The 15,680-nt window shown below is 65.1% G+C and carries 12 protein-coding genes and 1 other RNA gene; 2 read left to right on the forward strand and 11 right to left on the reverse strand.

Annotated features, from left to right (window positions below; translation table 11 throughout):
• Positions 1 to 79 precede the first annotated feature (79 nt).
• The 3 genes from recR to dnaX all read right to left on the reverse strand — a co-directional run bounded on the left by recR (position 80) and on the right by dnaX (position 3,237).
• The gene (recR, locus tag ACO6VM_RS21550; protein ID WP_110991795.1) at positions 80 to 682 is read right to left on the reverse strand and encodes a recombination mediator RecR; all 603 of its coding nucleotides are present in this window, start codon (positions 680 to 682) and stop codon (positions 80 to 82) included.
• A gap of 88 nt (positions 683 to 770) precedes the next feature.
• Positions 771 to 1,106 (reverse strand): YbaB/EbfC family nucleoid-associated protein, encoded by a 336-nt coding sequence (locus tag ACO6VM_RS21555; protein WP_110991796.1) that lies wholly within the window; start codon positions 1,104 to 1,106, stop codon positions 771 to 773.
• 64 nt (positions 1,107 to 1,170) lie between these two features.
• On the reverse strand, positions 1,171 to 3,237 hold the full coding sequence (gene dnaX / locus ACO6VM_RS21560) for a DNA polymerase III subunit gamma/tau (RefSeq protein WP_422403799.1): 2,067 nt from the start codon (positions 3,235 to 3,237) through the stop codon (positions 1,171 to 1,173).
• 132 nt (positions 3,238 to 3,369) lie between these two features.
• Here dnaX and ACO6VM_RS21565 point away from each other — a divergent pair, with 132 nt between their 5' ends.
• The gene (locus ACO6VM_RS21565) at positions 3,370 to 4,137 is read left to right on the forward strand and encodes a substrate-binding periplasmic protein (RefSeq protein ID WP_401056308.1); all 768 of its coding nucleotides are present in this window, start codon (positions 3,370 to 3,372) and stop codon (positions 4,135 to 4,137) included.
• Here ACO6VM_RS21565 and ACO6VM_RS21570 read toward each other — a convergent pair.
• Positions 4,134 to 4,628 carry a DUF2938 domain-containing protein gene (locus tag ACO6VM_RS21570; protein WP_422403800.1) on the reverse strand — a complete coding sequence of 165 codons (495 nt, stop codon included), beginning with the start codon at positions 4,626 to 4,628 and terminating at the stop codon, positions 4,134 to 4,136. The genes ACO6VM_RS21565 and ACO6VM_RS21570 overlap by 4 nt on opposite strands.
• Before the next feature lie 85 nt (positions 4,629 to 4,713).
• On the opposite strand from ACO6VM_RS21570, the gene ACO6VM_RS21575 reads away from it, so the two are divergent.
• Positions 4,714 to 5,115, forward strand: a complete 402-nt coding sequence (locus ACO6VM_RS21575; protein WP_390967315.1) for a helix-turn-helix domain-containing protein — start codon at positions 4,714 to 4,716, stop codon at positions 5,113 to 5,115.
• Positions 5,116 to 5,119: 4 nt separating this feature from the next.
• Here ACO6VM_RS21575 and ACO6VM_RS21580 read toward each other — a convergent pair whose 3' ends face one another.
• The 7 genes from ACO6VM_RS21580 to ACO6VM_RS21610 all read right to left on the reverse strand — a co-directional run bounded on the left by ACO6VM_RS21580 (position 5,120) and on the right by ACO6VM_RS21610 (position 15,604).
• A complete protein-coding gene (locus ACO6VM_RS21580) occupies positions 5,120 to 7,069 on the reverse strand; it encodes a hypothetical protein (RefSeq protein ID WP_422403801.1) in 1,950 nt (649 codons plus the stop codon).
• A 29-nt stretch (positions 7,070 to 7,098) separates the two neighbouring features.
• A complete protein-coding gene (locus tag ACO6VM_RS21585; protein WP_422403802.1) occupies positions 7,099 to 7,494 on the reverse strand; it encodes a hypothetical protein in 396 nt (131 codons plus the stop codon).
• A gap of 161 nt (positions 7,495 to 7,655) precedes the next feature.
• Positions 7,656 to 7,752, reverse strand: an RNA gene (ffs, locus tag ACO6VM_RS21590) — signal recognition particle sRNA small type.
• 145 nt (positions 7,753 to 7,897) lie between these two features.
• The gene (gene ligA, locus ACO6VM_RS21595; RefSeq protein ID WP_422403803.1) at positions 7,898 to 10,252 is read right to left on the reverse strand and encodes an NAD-dependent DNA ligase LigA; all 2,355 of its coding nucleotides are present in this window, start codon (positions 10,250 to 10,252) and stop codon (positions 7,898 to 7,900) included.
• A gap of 102 nt (positions 10,253 to 10,354) precedes the next feature.
• Positions 10,355 to 11,248: a cell division protein ZipA gene (gene zipA, locus ACO6VM_RS21600; RefSeq protein WP_125464940.1), complete on the reverse strand. Its 894-nt coding sequence runs from the start codon at positions 11,246 to 11,248 to the stop codon at positions 10,355 to 10,357.
• A gap of 204 nt (positions 11,249 to 11,452) precedes the next feature.
• Positions 11,453 to 14,941 (reverse strand): chromosome segregation protein SMC, encoded by a 3,489-nt coding sequence (smc, locus tag ACO6VM_RS21605; RefSeq protein ID WP_422403804.1) that lies wholly within the window; start codon positions 14,939 to 14,941, stop codon positions 11,453 to 11,455.
• Positions 14,942 to 14,944: 3 nt separating this feature from the next.
• Complete coding sequence (locus ACO6VM_RS21610) at positions 14,945 to 15,604, reverse strand: GntR family transcriptional regulator (RefSeq protein ID WP_153785085.1); 660 nt, start codon at positions 15,602 to 15,604, stop codon at positions 14,945 to 14,947.
• Positions 15,605 to 15,680 lie beyond the last annotated feature (76 nt).

A 15,680-nucleotide genomic window follows, 5' to 3' on the forward strand; every position in this document is an offset into this window, starting at 1 on the left:
GCAGGAAAAGAACAGGGAACACCCTCTACACGGGTGGTGCCGTGTCCATACCCCCCCCCCCGCGATGCTTTACGAAGACTTACAGCGAAATCGGTCTGCGCCCGGCAAACGCATGGGCCAAGGTCCCGCCATCCACCAGCTCCAGTTCGCCACCCAGCGGTACGCCATGGGCGATACGCGTAGCGCTCAAGCCCTTTTCGGCCAGCAGCTGGGCGATGTAGTGAGCCGTCGCCTCCCCCTCCACCGTGGGGTTGGTTGCCAGGATCACCTCACTGAAGGTGCCCTGCTCTTCGATCCGCGCCATGAGCTGCGGAATACCGATCGCATCCGGCCCCAGGCCATCGAGCGGCGACAGGTGCCCCTTGAGCACGAAGTAACGGCCGCGATAGCCGGCCTGCTCCACTGCAAACATATCCATCGGCCCTTCGACCACGCACAGCTGGCTGTCATCACGGCGCGGGTCGGCGCACTGCGGGCACAGCTCCTGCTCGGTCAGGGTACGGCACTGGCGGCAATGGCCAACGCCGTCCATGGCCTGGCTCAGGGCCTGGGCCAGGCGCGTACCGCCACTGCGGTCGCGCTCGAGCAGTTGCAGGGCCATGCGCTGGGCGGTTTTCTGGCCGACACCGGGCAGAATGCGCAGGGCGTCGATCAGTTGGCGGATCAGGGGGCTGAAGCTCATGTATGCGGGCCTGCCAGTTCAGGAAACAGAATGAACAAGGGAGCAACGACCGCCTGGCCGTTGCTCCCCCGGGGTAACGCAACGCCGATCAGAACGGCATCTTGAAGCCAGGCGGCAGCTGCATGCCGGCAGTCATGCCGCCCATCTTCTCCTGGCTGCTCTGCTCGATCTTGCGCACGGCATCGTTGAGCGCGGCGGCGATCAGGTCTTCGAGCACTTCCTTGTCGTCGGCGTCAGCCGACATCAGGCTGTCATCGATGCTGACGCGCTTGACGTCGTGGCGACCGGTCATCACCACGCTGACCAGGCCACCACCGGACTGGCCGGTGACTTCGGCGTTAGCCAGCTCTTCCTGCATCTTCTGCATCTTTTCCTGCATCTGCTGGGCCTGCTTCATCAGGCCGGCCATGCCACCTTTCATCATGGGGGTATACCTCGATTGGTTCATGTAATGCGGCCGCGCACAGGGCCGGCCGCATGGTTATCCGTTATTGGCCCTGGCTGGCCAGGGCATCCACAGGCTCAATAGTATCCTGCCGCACCGTTGCGCCGAACTGCTGGATCATCTGCTGGATCAATGGATCCTGCTCGATCGACAGCACCGCGTCCTGCTGGCGTTCGGCGCGCTTGCGGGACGCGGCCTGGGCCGGGGTTTCCTGTTCCGGGCGAATCAGTTCGATCTTGAGCCGGATGTCGCGCCCCAGCTGCTGGTTGAGCGCATCGTTGAGGCGCCGCTGTTGCGTGCTGTTGAACAGCGCACCCTGGCCCGGATCCAGGTGCAGCAGCCAGTCGTCGCCATCGGCGGCGATCAAGGTACAGTTCGCGGCGATGTTGCCTGTCATACCCGAGACAGGCAACTGTGGGAATAATTCCAGCCATTGCAGGGCCAGGCCCGTGGCGGGCTGAGCGGCCGGCAGAGGTTCGGGCGCCTTGGCGGGCTGATCTTCCTGCACATGCTCGGCCAGTTCATCGAGGTAACTGAAGCCCGCCGGGTCGCTGTCCGCGACATAGTAGTCTTCGTCCGCCGGGGGCTCATCGTCGCGGTCCATGCCCGCCGGGCTGTACGCGGACGGGTCGAAGGGTGGTTCGTCGTAGTCCGGCTGGCTGCTGGCGGTCTCGGCAACGGGCGCCTCGACCACCACAGGCTCGGGCTGCGGCGCGGCCACGACCGGCACAGGCGGTGCGGCGGGCTCTTCCCAGGGCAGGTCGATCACTGCCTCGACCGGCTCAGGCTCAGGCTCAGGTTCAGGCTCGGGCGCCGGGGCTGGCTCTGGCTGCGCGGCAGGCGCTTCAGCCACGGCCTCGGCGACGACAGGCGCCTCTACCGGGACCTGAACGGCGGCTGGCGCGACAACAGGTTCAACGGGCGCTGCGACGGCAACTGCCGCAGCTGCCACCGGTGGGGCCGGATCAGCTGTGGCCTGGCTGATCCCCACCGGCTTTAGTACCGGTTTCGGTGCATCGTCGCTGTCGGCCGGGCGGAACGCCAGCATGCGCAGCAGGACCATTTCGAAGCCGCCACGCGGGTCGGGTGCCAGCGGCAGGTCGCGACGGCCGATCAGGCCCATCTGGTAGTAGAACTGTACATCCTCGGCGGGCAGTGCCTGGGCCAGCGCCAGCACCCGATCACGGTCGCCCTGGCCGTTGTCGACCGCCTCGGGCAGCGCCTGGGCGATGGCCACACGGTGCAGCACGTTGAGCATTTCCGAGAGCACGCCGTTCCAGTCCGGCCCCTGTTCGGCGAGGTGGCGCACCGCTTCCAGCAATGCCCGGGCATCGCCGTCGAGCAGTGCCTGCAGCACACCGTACACCTGGCCGTGGTCAAGCGTGCCGAGCATTGCCCGCACATCAGCCGCCAGCACCTTGCCTTCGCCAAAGGCGATGGCCTGGTCGGTCAGGCTCATGGCGTCGCGCATCGAGCCGTCGGCAGCGCGGCCCAGCAGCCACAGGGCGTCGTCTTCGAATGGCACGTTCTCGGCGCCCAGCACATGGCTGAGGTGCTCGACCACCCGCTCCGGGCTCATGTTCTTCAGCGAGAACTGCAGGCAGCGCGACAGGATGGTTGCCGGCAGCTTCTGCGGGTCGGTGGTGGCGAGGATGAACTTGACGTAGGGCGGCGGCTCTTCCAGCGTCTTCAACAAGGCGTTGAAGGAGTGGGTCGAGAGCATGTGCACTTCGTCGATCAGGTAGACCTTGAAGCGCCCACGGCTGGGGGCGTACTGCACGTTGTCGAGCAGCTCGCGGGTATCTTCGACCTTGGTGCGGCTGGCGGCGTCGATCTCGATCAGGTCGACGAAGCGGCCTTCGTCGATCTCGCGGCACACCGAGCAGGTCCCGCAGGGCGTGGAGGTGATGCCGGTTTCGCAGTTCAGGCACTTGGCGATGATCCGCGCGATGGTGGTCTTGCCCACCCCACGGGTGCCGGTGAACAGGTACGCATGGTGCAGGCGCTGGTTGTCCAGGGCGTTGATCAAAGCCTTGAGCACATGGGTCTGGCCGACCATTTCGCGGAACGAGCGCGGACGCCATTTACGTGCAAGAACCTGATAACTCATCAAAAAACCATCGTGACCGGAGCGGGCGGAAAGAGCGCTAATGCTAGCGGAGCGAGGGGGAAATTGCACCCTGCGGATCTCGTCTAAGCTCAGCAGCAGGCATAGCTCCGGGCTGATCAGGGAGGATGAGACGTGCGGCGAGCCTTGGTCCTCCTGTGGTTATGCAGTGCGTACAGCCTGGCCGAGCCGCCAGTTTTGCGCTTTTCCGTGGCCGAGAGCTGGAGCATGCCGCTGATGCGCATCGAGCAGGGGCAGCCGGTGGAGGGCATTCTGTTCGAGCTGATGCAGGCTGCGGCCCGCGAAGCGGGGGTGCGGGCGCAGTACCATGTGATGGCCCGACTGCGGCTGCAGGAGGCCATGGAGAGCGGCGACATCGACGTGCGCTGCTACGTCTCCCCGCAATGGCTGACCAGCCGCAACGGCGACTACCTGTGGAGCATCCCGCTCATCGAGCAGCGCGACCTGCTGGTCGGCCGCCCCGGCGACAGCGCCACCACCGCCGACGCCCTCCCCCCACAGGCGCTGGGCACCGTGCTGGGCTACAGCTACCCCAGCCTCGCCCCGCTGTTTGCCCGTGGCCAGTTGCAGCGCGAAGACAGCCGCAATCAGGAGCTGGCCCTGCAAAAGCTGCAGGCCGGGCGCTATCAGCATGCCGTGAGCAACCAGCTGTCGCTGCAATGGTTCAACCGTGGGCTGCCGCCGGCAAAGCAACTGCATGGGCTCGCGGTGCTGGAAGAACAGGCACTGAGCTGCATGGTGCGCAACGATCCGGCGCTACCGACACAGGCAGTGCTCAGGGCATTTGTGAGGCTCAAGCAGTCCGGGGAGGTCGAGCGGATCATCGAGCGTTACACCCAAGCGTTGCCGGCGCCACCTGTCGCCGACAGCAAAGACCTCTAGCCTACGAGCCACAGCGCACCCAGCGCGGCCAGGTACAGACCACTGCCAAACACACAATGCGTTGCCAGGCTGCGCAAGCAGCTCTTCAGCGGCGCTGGCGTATTGGCGGCAAAATACCCCGCGCCCAGTGCCGGCTGAATCACGCACAGCGGCACCAGCACCGAGATGACCCCGAACGACAACGCCGGGAGCAGCGCAGGCTGACCCAGCCACGCCTCCCCGACCAACGCGATCAGCAGGCCGGCAAACAGCAGCCCGGTGGCATAGTGCAGCACCCACCCCCACGCCAGCTCACCGCGAACCGGTGCGGCCTTGCCGATCGCTGGGTGCCGCCAGCGCCCTTGCAGCAGATGCCCCGCCCAGCGGCCGACCATGGCGTAGTTCAGGGTCGTAACGCCCAGGCGCCTGAGCAGCAGCGTCCACAGGTCCATCACCAGCGTGGCGCCGATGCCGATGAGCAGGATGGAGTAAATCAATGAGGAGACGGTCATGGCGAAGGCCCTGGGCAGATTGACGGAAATGGTCTTTGCCAAGCAGCATGCAAGTTGAAGTCAACTTCAAGTCAAGGGGCCCCAGATGGATATTGCCGATGTCGCCAGGCGCAGTGGTGTACCGGCTTCGACCTTGCGCTACTACGCCAACAAGGGCCTGCTCACGGCATTGTCCGGCCGGGGCCAGCGCCGTCAGTTCCCGGCCGATACGCCCGAGCGCCTGGCGTTGATCGCCCTGGGCCAGGCGGCCGGGTTTTCGCTGGATGAAGTGGCGGCGATGCTGGCCGAGCAGCAGGTCGACCGGCAATTGCTGCTGGCCAAGGCCGACGAGATCGACCAGCGGATCAAGCGCCTGCAGGCGATGAGCAAGGGGTTGCGGCACGCGGCGGTGTGCCCCGAAGAGCATCACCTGCAGTGCCCGACCTTCCAGCGCTTGATGAAGGTGTCCGCCAGCCAGGGCAGGCCCGGCCGAGCGCCGCGCAAGTGAGCCTTCAGTAACCGTGCAGTTCGCGGAACGGCTGGCCCTTGTGGTAAGCGATCCACTCCTGCACGTCATAGGGCAGATACAGCTGGCGCCGCGCCCGCGACAAAGCGATGTACACGGCGCAGATACGCGCGTCGAAAGCGTAGGCATCCTTGAAGCGGTTGGTGGTCATCAGTTCGGGCGTGAGCAGTACATGGTCGAACTCAAGGCCGCCGGCCTCCTCGGCCATCATCAGCAATAGGCTGGCACGCTGCTCGGCGACCCGCGCCGCCAGGGTGGTAAGGTCGGCGAGTTTGTAACCGTCCTGCAACCGCGCCTCGACCCACAGGAACGACTCATCGAAGCGCTCGGCATCGCGTACCTGCTGCCAGTCGAGCATGTGCGCAAAGTGCGGGTGCGGCCCTTCGGCGTCCTGCATCGGGCCATGCAATGCCGCCCGGAACAGTCCGACCGCAGTGGCCATGAAGCGTCGCATGTCGGGCCAGTCGGGGAATTTCAGCAGGCAACCGGTCTCGGCCAGTTCCATGGCCCAGCGCATGCTATCCCAACGCGAGGCGGTCAGCACCACGCAGCCTTCAGGTGGAATGAAGCCCTGGGGGAACAGCTCGATACCGACATCCACGTTGCGCGCAGCCTCGAAGGCCACTTTCGACTTCTGTGAATGCACGTCGATCAACGGGTTGATCAGGCGCTCGACCTTTGGCCCGGAGCGAACGGCGAAGGCGATATCCTTCTGCCGCACCTGGCGCTCGCGCCGCACCACGGCACCCGAGGCCTTCTGGTATTCGTCACCCAGGGTGATCAGCACCTGCCGCCCGCGCTCGATGACTTGCAACAGCGAGCCCGGCACGTCCTGGCTCTCGTCGATGATCACGTGGCTGAAGCGCGTGGGCACACTGCAGCCACCCAGGCTGGCACGCTTGATCAGCAGCAGCGCTTCGAAGCCGGTCTGCGCCCCCCAGGCCGGGTGCGTCTCCAGGTAGCGCCATAGCCGGCTGGCGTACTCGAGCAGGACCTGGGCATCGACACCCGACAGCGCCTGCCGGAAGAATGGCAGGTGGCGATTCGACAGGCTGTAGTCACGCGACTCGCAATAGCTGTGCAGCACTTCGAGGCAGATATCCAGGGCATGCTCGGCGTCGTACTGGCGCAGCCCGACGATGCCAAGCTCCTGCGCCAGCTTGAGCTTGCCTGGGCCTCGCGCCGCGGCCCTGGCGTTGGCCGGCTGCGCATCCTTGAGCAGGGCCTTGGCGAACTGGCCGAAGGTCATGCCGACCTTGGCCTGCGGATCCAGCCCCATGCGCTGGCGCAGGGTGCCAAGCTTGGCCGGTGTGCGCGCCAGGGCCAGCACCCGACCGCGTGGCAGGCAATCCATCAGCGCGCCAAGCAGGTAGCTCTTGCCGATGCCGGCGTAGCCCTGGACATGGATGTCTTCGTCCAGGTTGGCGCGGATGACCTTGAGCAGCTTGTCCTGCTCGACGGTCAGCCAGCGCTCGTTGTCGAAACCGGTCACCACCTGCTGGCTGAAGGGGTTGTCGGCTTGCTGTCGGCGGAGCCTGAAGTCGAAATCCCACTTGCCGTCGGCCAGCAGGTAATCGCCCGCCTGCACCTCTTCGTCGGTGAGCAGGCGCAACTTCGACGCCTTGATCACCTCGAGGCCGAAATACAGCTTGCGCGCATCGAACAGCCGGCGCGCTTCCGACAGCAGGCTCACGTCCGGCGAATGGGGGCCATCGACGGACCAGGCCAGCAACTTGCCCAGCACCTTCTCCGCCGCCGGCGCATCGAGCTTGCCCTGGGCCTGGGCAAGGTTCTGGATCACCAGCAAGGCCGCCAGCTCAGGGTCGCTCAGCGCGTCCAGGGCGGGCACGCCTTCGGCCTGCAGCAACCCCTGGCAGCGCTCCAGGGTGATGGGCAGGAAGACAGGGCAGGAGAAATTGAAATGTTCAGGCTGCATGTGCGCTCAATGTCCAGGCAAAGGCTGATTCAGGGCGTGTTGGCATCCGGCGCCTGGCCAACCAGCAGTTCGAACTGGTAAGCACCCAGTGAACCCGCCATGCCGCCAGGGTGGCGGGCACCCGGCTGAGGCTCATCGAACACGCCATCGAGTTCGTGCAGTGCCAGCTCCAGCAACTTGCGCAGGTCACGCACGCTGCCTGCCGATAGGTTCAAATGAAGTTCGAGCAGGGCCTGGGCCGCGGCAACAGGCGCTGGCGGCGTTGCCTCGGCGAGTATGCGCTCGTGCTCCTCTTCCATCTGGTCGAGCACCTGCGACAGTTCCAGCACCCGCTCGGGGCTGGCGGCCATCTGGTCCTTGATCTCCAGGCGGCGCAGTTGCCATTCCCGGATCTTGTGACGGGTGAGGTCGTCGACATGTTCCACGGTCGCTATCTCCTGGCCGAACGGACTGACACGCTGGGTGCATGATAAGGCGCCACGCACGATTGTGCAGGGGTAAAGGCTTGCGCGGGCGTAAAGAGAGGGTACAGGCGGGGTACGAAAGGTACGCGAAGCGAAAATGCCTGCGCCCAAAATGGAGGCGGCCCCACCAGCCACACCCCGGCACTCAATGTCCCCGCCTTGGCTGCTTCCTTCCGGACCTGACCAGGTAAACGGGTAATCAATGCGGGGGGACCGATGGGGCCACCACGACGGCTCGCCAAGTGACGAGCCGCGCCATTGTACCGTTCTGCGCTGAAGTTACAACCTTTGCTTGAGAAAAAACCATCATTTCTCAAGGACTTGTGGTGGCTTCATCGCGGGGCAAGCCCGCTCCCACGGGCGGTTAGAGGTCAATGCCCTGCCCGGCCATGAAGGCCACGAACTGCTCCTCGTCCAGCACCTTGACCCCCAGCTCACCGGCCTTGGCCAGCTTGGAGCCGGCACCGGGGCCGGCGACCACGCAGTGGGTCTTGCCGGAGACCGAGCCCGACACTTTCGCCCCCAGGCTTTCCAGCTTCTCCTTGGCGACATCCCGGCTCATGCGCTCCAGCGTACCGGTCAGCACCCAGGTCTGGCCGGCCAGGGGCAGGCCCTCGGCGGTTTTCTTCTCGCAGGACCAATGCATGCCGAATTCGAGCAACTGGGCTTCGATGGCCCGGGCCAACTGCTGGTTGGCTTCCACCTTGAAGAACTCGCGCACACCCTCGGCCTGCTTGGTATTCAACGCCTGACGCAAATCGATGCCATCGGCGGCGATGATCTTGTCCAGCGTGCCCAGCTTGTCCACCAGCTTCTCGGCGCCGGTCGGGCCGACCGAAGGGATGTCGAGCTTGGCCAGCATCCCGGCCAGGGTGGTGCAGGCGGCGAACTCGGCGGCCAGCTCGCCCTCGTCCTGCAACTGCATGCCACTGGCCAGCAATTGCTCGATCACTTCGCGGTTGTGCTCGGCCTCGAAGAAGTTGTGGATCTCGTAGGCCACTTCCAGGCCAATGTCCGGCAGGTAGGTGAGCACCTGGGGCAGCGCCACCTGTACCCGCGCCAGGCTGCCCAGCGAGCGGGCCAGCACCTTGGCGGTCTCCTCGCCGACATCGGGGATGCCCAGGGCAAAGATGAAGCGCGCCAGGGGCGGACGCTTGCTGGCCTCGATGGCTTCGAGCAATTTGCGGCTGGACACCTCGGCGAAGCCTTCCAGCGCGACCACTTGCTCGAACTCAAGCTTGTACAGGTCGGCCGGCGAGCGGATCAGGCCTTCGTCGACCAGTTGCTCGACGCTCTTCTCGCCCAGGCCGTCGATGTCCATGGCCCGGCGCGACACATAGTGGATGATCGCCTGCTTGAGCTGGGCTGCGCAGCTCAAGCGGCCGACACAGCGGTACACCGCACCCTCGCTGGTGGTCGCCCTGCCCTTGCTGCGCTTGACCAACTGCGTGCGCTCGACCTGCGAGCCGCACACCGGGCAGACGCTGGGCACCTGCACCGGCCGGGCATCGGCCGGGCGGCGCTCGGTCACCACTTGCATCACCTGCGGGATCACGTCGCCGGCACGGCGGATGATGACCGTGTCGCCGATGCACAGGCCAAGACGGGCGACTTCGTCCATGTTGTGCAGGGTGGCATTGGACACGGTAACCCCGGCCACCTTGACCGGCTTCAACCGCGCCACGGGCGTTACCGCACCGGTACGGCCGACCTGAAACTCGACGTCGAGCACCTCGGTGAGCTCTTCCATGGCCGGGAACTTGTGAGCGATCGCCCAGCGCGGTTCACGGGCGCGGAAACCCAGCTCGCGCTGCGAGGCCAGGCTGTTGACCTTGAAGACCACCCCGTCGATCTCGTAGGGCAGGCCATTGCGCCGCTCGCCGATATCCCGGTAGTAAGCCAGGCACTCTTCGATGCCGGCCGCGTGCCGCAGCTCGCGGCTGATGGGCAGGCCCCAGCCCCTGAGCTTCTCGAGAATGCCGATATGGCTGTCACCGAAAGGCTCCGACACCTGGCCGACGCCATAGCAGCAGAACTCCAGCGGGCGGCTGGCGGTGATCTTCGAGTCCAGTTGGCGCAGGCTGCCGGCGGCAGCGTTGCGCGGGTTGGCGAAGGTCTTGCCACCGGCTTCGGCCTGGACGGCGTTGAGCCGGTCGAAACCAGCCTTGCTCATGTACACCTCGCCACGCACCTCCAGCACTGCCGGCCAGCCCTCGCCCTGCAGCTTGAGCGGAATGTTGCGCACGGTACGCACGTTGGCGCTGATGTCTTCGCCGGTGGTGCCGTCGCCGCGGGTGGCACCCTGCACCAGCTGGCCGTCGCGGTACAGCAGGCTGACCGCCAGGCCGTCGAGCTTGGGTTCGCAGCTGTAATCGACGGCGGCACGGGCAGCGAACAGATCGCCACTGGGAAGGTCGAGCCCCTCGACCACGCGACGGTCGAAATCACGCAAGTCGTCTTCTTCGAAGGCGTTGCCCAGGCTGAGCATGGGCACCTCGTGGCGCACCTGGCTGAACGCCGCCAGCGCCGCACCGCCCACCCGCTGAGTGGGCGAGTCGGGGGTCACCAGATGCGGGTGCTCGGCCTCCAGCGCCTTGAGCTCATTGAACAGCCGGTCGTATTCGGCGTCCGGCACACTGGGCTCGTCGAGCACGTAATAGCGGTGGTTGTGCTGGTCGAGTTCGGCGCGCAGTTCATGGATTCGGGTTTCGGCGTTCATGTTTTCGTCTTCTCGTGCAAAGCAAAAGAGCAGCCCCAGGCTGCTCTTTTGCTTGAATCATTGCGGTGCGGACCGAGGCAAGGGCCGCCCCGCTGGTGTGTGTCAGCGTTTCTGCGTCAGCGCCCGGCGCTCGAACTCGACGATACGCTGGCGGTAGTGCTCGATGGTCTGGGCGGTAAGCACGCTGCGCTGGTCGTCCTTGAGCTCGCCGTTGAGCTCGTGGGACAGCTTGCGCGCGGCCGCGACCATCACGTCGAAGGCCTGCTTGGGGTGGCGCGGGCCAGGCAAGCCAAGGAAGAAGCTCACGGCACGGGTGCTGAAGTGGTCGATGTCGTCCAGGTCGAACACGCCGGGCTTGACCGCGTTGGCCATGGAGAACAGCACCTCGCCGTGGCCAGCCATGCTTTCGTGGCGATGGAAGATGTCCATCTCGCCGAAGCGCAGGCCGCTTTCCAGGATGTTCTGCAACAGGGCCGGGCCCTTGAAGCCGCCTTCATCGCGGGAGATGACGCTGATCACCAGCACTTCTTCCATCGGCGGCAGCTCCCTGGCTGGGGTGCTGGCGCTGCTGGCTGGGGCGCTGTTGCGGCTGCTGTTGTCGACAACCACTTCATCGTCGCTTTCAGCGAACAGGTCGGGCTCGCGCTCGGCGGCGAGATTGAGGTCACCCTGCTGTGGCTCGCTGTTGTTGCGCTTGCCGCGCTTGGGCTGCTTGGCCGGTTTGGCTTCACGCTCGCGCTCACGCTCACGCGCCGGCGCACTCAGCGACGGCAGGTCGGTCTCGTCCAGCTCGGGCTCTTTATGCGTATCCAGCACACGTGAAGGGCCGAGCACTTCGGCACTGCCCTCATCGTCCTGGGCATTGGCGTAGCTACGGTCCAGACGGAATTTCAACTTGCCCTTGCCGCCGCGCATGCGACGCCAGCCGTCGAAAAGAATCCCGGCAATGACAATGACGCCGATGAGGATCAGCCACTCGCGCAGACCGATTTCCATGTAATCCCGTGCCTCTATAAAAAATATGCTTGAAAACAAAGGCTTCAAAGGCCTTTAACACGTGGCGCCAACTCTATGTTCTGACAGGCGTTTTACCCACGCAAAAACAAGTGACGTAAAGCTAGCACGACCAAAGGCAACTTTACACCGTCTGTCGCACCTGCTGCGGATTTTACCTGCTTGATCGCATCCAATCTTCCTACGTCATGCATCGACCATGGCCAAGGCCTCCTCGACATCCACCGCCACAAGACGTGAACAGCCCGGTTCGTGCATGGTCACCCCCATCAATTGATCGGCCATTTCCATGGCGATCTTGTTGTGGGTGATATAGATGAACTGCACGCTCTCGCTCATTTCCTTCACCAGGCGCGCATAGCGCCCGACGTTGGCGTCGTCCAGCGGTGCATCGACTTCGTCGAGCATGCAGAACGGCGCCGGGTTCAGCTTGAAGATGGCGAACACCAGGGCGAGGGCGGTCAACGCCTTCTCGCCGCCGGACAGCAAATGGATCGTGCTGTTTTTCTTGCCCGGCGGGCGCGCCATGATCGTCACCCCTGTATCGAGTAGATCTTCGCCCGTCAGTTCCAGATAAGCGCTGCCGCCACCGAAAACTTTTGGGAAAAGTGCCTGTAATCCGGCATTTATCTGATCAAAGGTATCCTTGAAGCGGTTACGGGTTTCCTTGTCGATCTTGCGAATGACGTTTTCCAGAGTCTCCAGCGCTTCAACCAGGTCGGCATTCTGGGCGTCCAGGTAACGCTTGCGCTCGGACTGCTGCTCGTACTCCTCGATGGCCGCCAGGTTGATCGCGCCCAGGCGCTGGATACGCCCATCGAGCTGCTCCAGTTCCTGTTCGGTGCCCTGTTCGCTGGCGTGTTCATCCAGTGTGGCAAGCACGCCCGGAAGATCGTAGCCGTCGGCCAGCAATTGTTCCTGCAAGGTCTTGCGCCGTACATCCAGGCCCTGGGACTCGAGGCGCTGCTGCTCCAGCTGGCCACGCAACAACTGCGATTGCTGCTCGGCCTGGGTGCGACGGCGCTCGGCATCGCGCAGTTCGCGGTCGGCTTCATCCATGTGCAGGCGGGCCTGGCGCATCTCTTCGTCGACGCTCATGCGCCGCTCAAGCAGCTCTTCGAGTTTGAGGCGCAGCTCTTCCTGGGGCGCCTCACCCTCCTCCAGGTTCAGGCTCAACTGCTCCTGACGCTCGCCCAGGCGCGCGGCCTGTTGTTCCAGGCGTTCGAGGGCCTGGCGGGTGGAATCGTGCTGAGCGCGCAGCGAGCCCAGGCGCACGGCCAGTTGATGGGCATGGTCCTTGTGCTGGCGGGATTCCTGGCGGATACGGTCGAGGCCTTCGCGCAGGCTGTCGCGCCGGGCCATCAACTGCTCGCGCTGCTCGGTGTCCTGGGCCATCAGGTCGAGGGCGTCCTGCAGCAGCAGGCGTGACTCGCCCAGTTGCTCGTGTTCCAGGGCGCGCTGCTCCTGCAGCTCAGCCAGTTCTTCGTGCAGACGCTTACGGCGCAGTTCGAGCTGCTCGGCGCGGGCGCGGCCGGCGGACAGGCGCGCTTTGAGTTCGCCATGCTGGCGGCTCTCATCCTGGCTACGGCGGCGAAGCTGTTCGCGCTGCTCTTCCAGGTCGAGTTGCTGCTCACGCAGACGCTGCAACTGCTCGTCCAACTGTTCCAGCTGCGCCTGCTGCTCCAACTGTTCCTGACCCAGACGCTCGATTTCCTGGCCACGGGCCAGCACACCGCCCTGGGACTCACCGCCGCGGCTCACACGCAGGAAATGCTGCCCAACCCAGTAGCCGTCGCGGCTGACCAGGCTGTGGCCTTCGGCCAAGGTCGGGCGCAGGGCCAGTGCCTGCTCCAGGCTTTCCACTGGCTTGACCAGGCCAAGCCAGGGCGACAGATCGGTGCGCCCCTCGACCTTGTCGAGCAGGCTGCCGGGGATACTTGCTCCCTTGCCCGCGCTCAGCAGCAGGCGCAGCTCGCCCTGCTCCAGCGCGGCGAATTCGAGGTTGTCGAAGCCTTCCAACAGCACGGCCTGCAGATCGGCACCCAGCACCGTCTCGACCGCCAGCTCCCAGCCGGGCTCGACCCTCAGGCCTTCGGCCAGGCGCGGCTGCTGCTGCAAGCCCTGCCCACGCAACCAGTCGGCGGCGCCGACGCCCGGCTCCAGCGCAGCTTGCTGCAAGGCTTCCAGGGACGCCAGGCGACCACCAAGACGCTGCAGATCGCCTTGCTGTTGCTGCTGCGCCCGGCTGGCCTGCTGCAACTGCTCACGCAGCCCCTCGAGCTGCTCGACCACCTGCTGCTCCTGCAGCTGCAGCTCTTCGAGCAACAGCTCACTGCCAAGCACCTGCTCAGCCAGGTCGAGCGTTTCAGCATCTTGCGGGTCAGCGACCAGTTGCTCGTCTTCCTCGCCCAGCTTGCGCTGACGCTCGCCCAGGCGCTCCAGGCTGGTTTCAAGCTGGGCAAGGCGCGCCTGCTGCACTTCTGCCTGACGGCGCGGCTCGGCGGAGCGAGCATTGAAGCTGTCCCACTGCTCCTGCCAGCCGTGCATGCCCAGCTCGGCCTCCTCCAGCGCCGCAGCGGCTTCTTCGGCGGCGGCCAGGGTAAGCTCCTGTTCGGGCTCGAGCATCTGCAACTCTTCACCGAGGGTGGCCAGCAACGTGCGGTCATGGCCCAGGTGCGATTCGGTTTCCAGGCGGGTGCGCTCGGCCTCTTTCAGGTCGTCCTGCAACTGGCGCAGGCGCTGCTGGCCGTGCTGGATACTCTGCTCGACCCGGGCGATATCGCCGGCCACCGAATAGAAGCGGCCCTGCACCTGGTTGAAGCGTTCGGACAATTCGTGATGACCATCACGCAGGCGCTCGATGCTGGCATCGGCATTGCGTTGCTCGGCCACCAGGGCCTCGAAGGCGATTTCCTGGTCACCGATGACGCTTTCGCGCTGGCGCACGCGGTCATCCAGGTCGCGCCAGCGCAGGGCCGCCAGGCGCGCCTTGAGCTGGCGCTCCTGGGCCTTGTATTCACGGTATTTTTCGGCGGCCTGGGCCTGGCGGTGCAGGCGTTCGAGCTGGCGCTCCAGCTCTTCGCGCAGGTCGGTCAGGCGTGCCAGGTTTTCCTGGGTGCGGCGAATACGGTTCTCGGTTTCGCGGCGGCGCTCCTTGTACTTGGAGATGCCGGCCGCTTCTTCGATGAAGTTGCGCAGTTCTTCAGGCTTGGCTTCGATCAGCTTGGAGATCATGCCCTGCTCGATGATCGAGTAACTGCGCGGGCCCAGGCCGGTACCGAGGAAAATGTCGGTGATATCGCGGCGGCGGCACTTGGTACCGTTCAGGTAGTAAGTGTTCTGCGCGTCGCGGGTGACCTTGCGCCGGATCGAAATCTCGGCGTACGCGGCGTACTCGCCCACCAGGGTGTTGTCGCTGTTGTCGAACACCAGCTCGATGCTGGCCTGGCTGACCGGCTTGCGGCTGGTGGAGCCATTGAAGATGACGTCGGTCATCGACTCGCCGCGCAGGTTCTTCGCCGAGCTCTCGCCCATCACCCAGCGCACCGCGTCGATGATGTTGGACTTGCCGCAGCCGTTGGGGCCGACCACGGCCGCCATGTTGCTGGGGAAGTTGACCGTGGTCGGGTCGACGAACGACTTGAAACCGGCCAGGCGAATGCACTTCAGACGCATCGGTCAGATCCGCGCCAAGGCCGCCAGCACCAGCTCGCAGCTGCGCTGGCAATAGGCGGTGAGCACCTCGCGGATGCGTGGCTGGTCACGGGCAACCACGGCTTCGAGCAGGCGGGCGAACAGGTTGAGGTAATCGACCATGTTGGCCTGGCGCTGGTCGAGGGCCAGGTAGTAGGCGCGGCTCATGGCCGGCTGCAGGTTCTCGACGGTTTCCTGCAGATAGGGGTTGTTGGCGAACGGGTAAGCGGCGCGCATCACCGCGAAACTGTCGGCGACGAAGGCTTTGATGTCCTGCTTGGCGTGAGCCTGGGCCAGGCGCTGCTGGATTTCCAGGAACGGGCGCAGGTCGGCCTCGGTGCGCCAATGTAGGGCAACGGCATTGCCCAGCAGGATGTAGAACTCGCCCATCAGCGCGCACAGGCTACGCACGCTGTTTTCGTCGAGTTCCGTCACATGGGCGCCGCGCCGCGGCAGGATCGCCACCAGGTGACGACGCTCGAGGATCAGCAGTGCCTCGCGCACCGAACCACGGCTGACGTTGAGGGCCTGGGTGACCTTCTGCTCCTGGATGCGCTCGCCGGGCGCGAGTTCGCCGCGGATGATCCGCTCGGCCAGGTAGTGGGCAATTTGCTCGGAGAGGCTGTCCGGCGCCTTGAACGTCATGGTTTTCCTTCAAAATCGGGTCGCTGTGCACAAGCGCGCGATTGTAGCGCACTTGCCTGGCGCTCGCGCAGGGGGG

The sequence above is a fragment of the Pseudomonas sp. GZD-209 genome (genome assembly GCF_049310485.1).
Classification (GTDB): Bacteria; Pseudomonadota; Gammaproteobacteria; order Pseudomonadales; family Pseudomonadaceae; genus Aquipseudomonas; species Aquipseudomonas sichuanensis.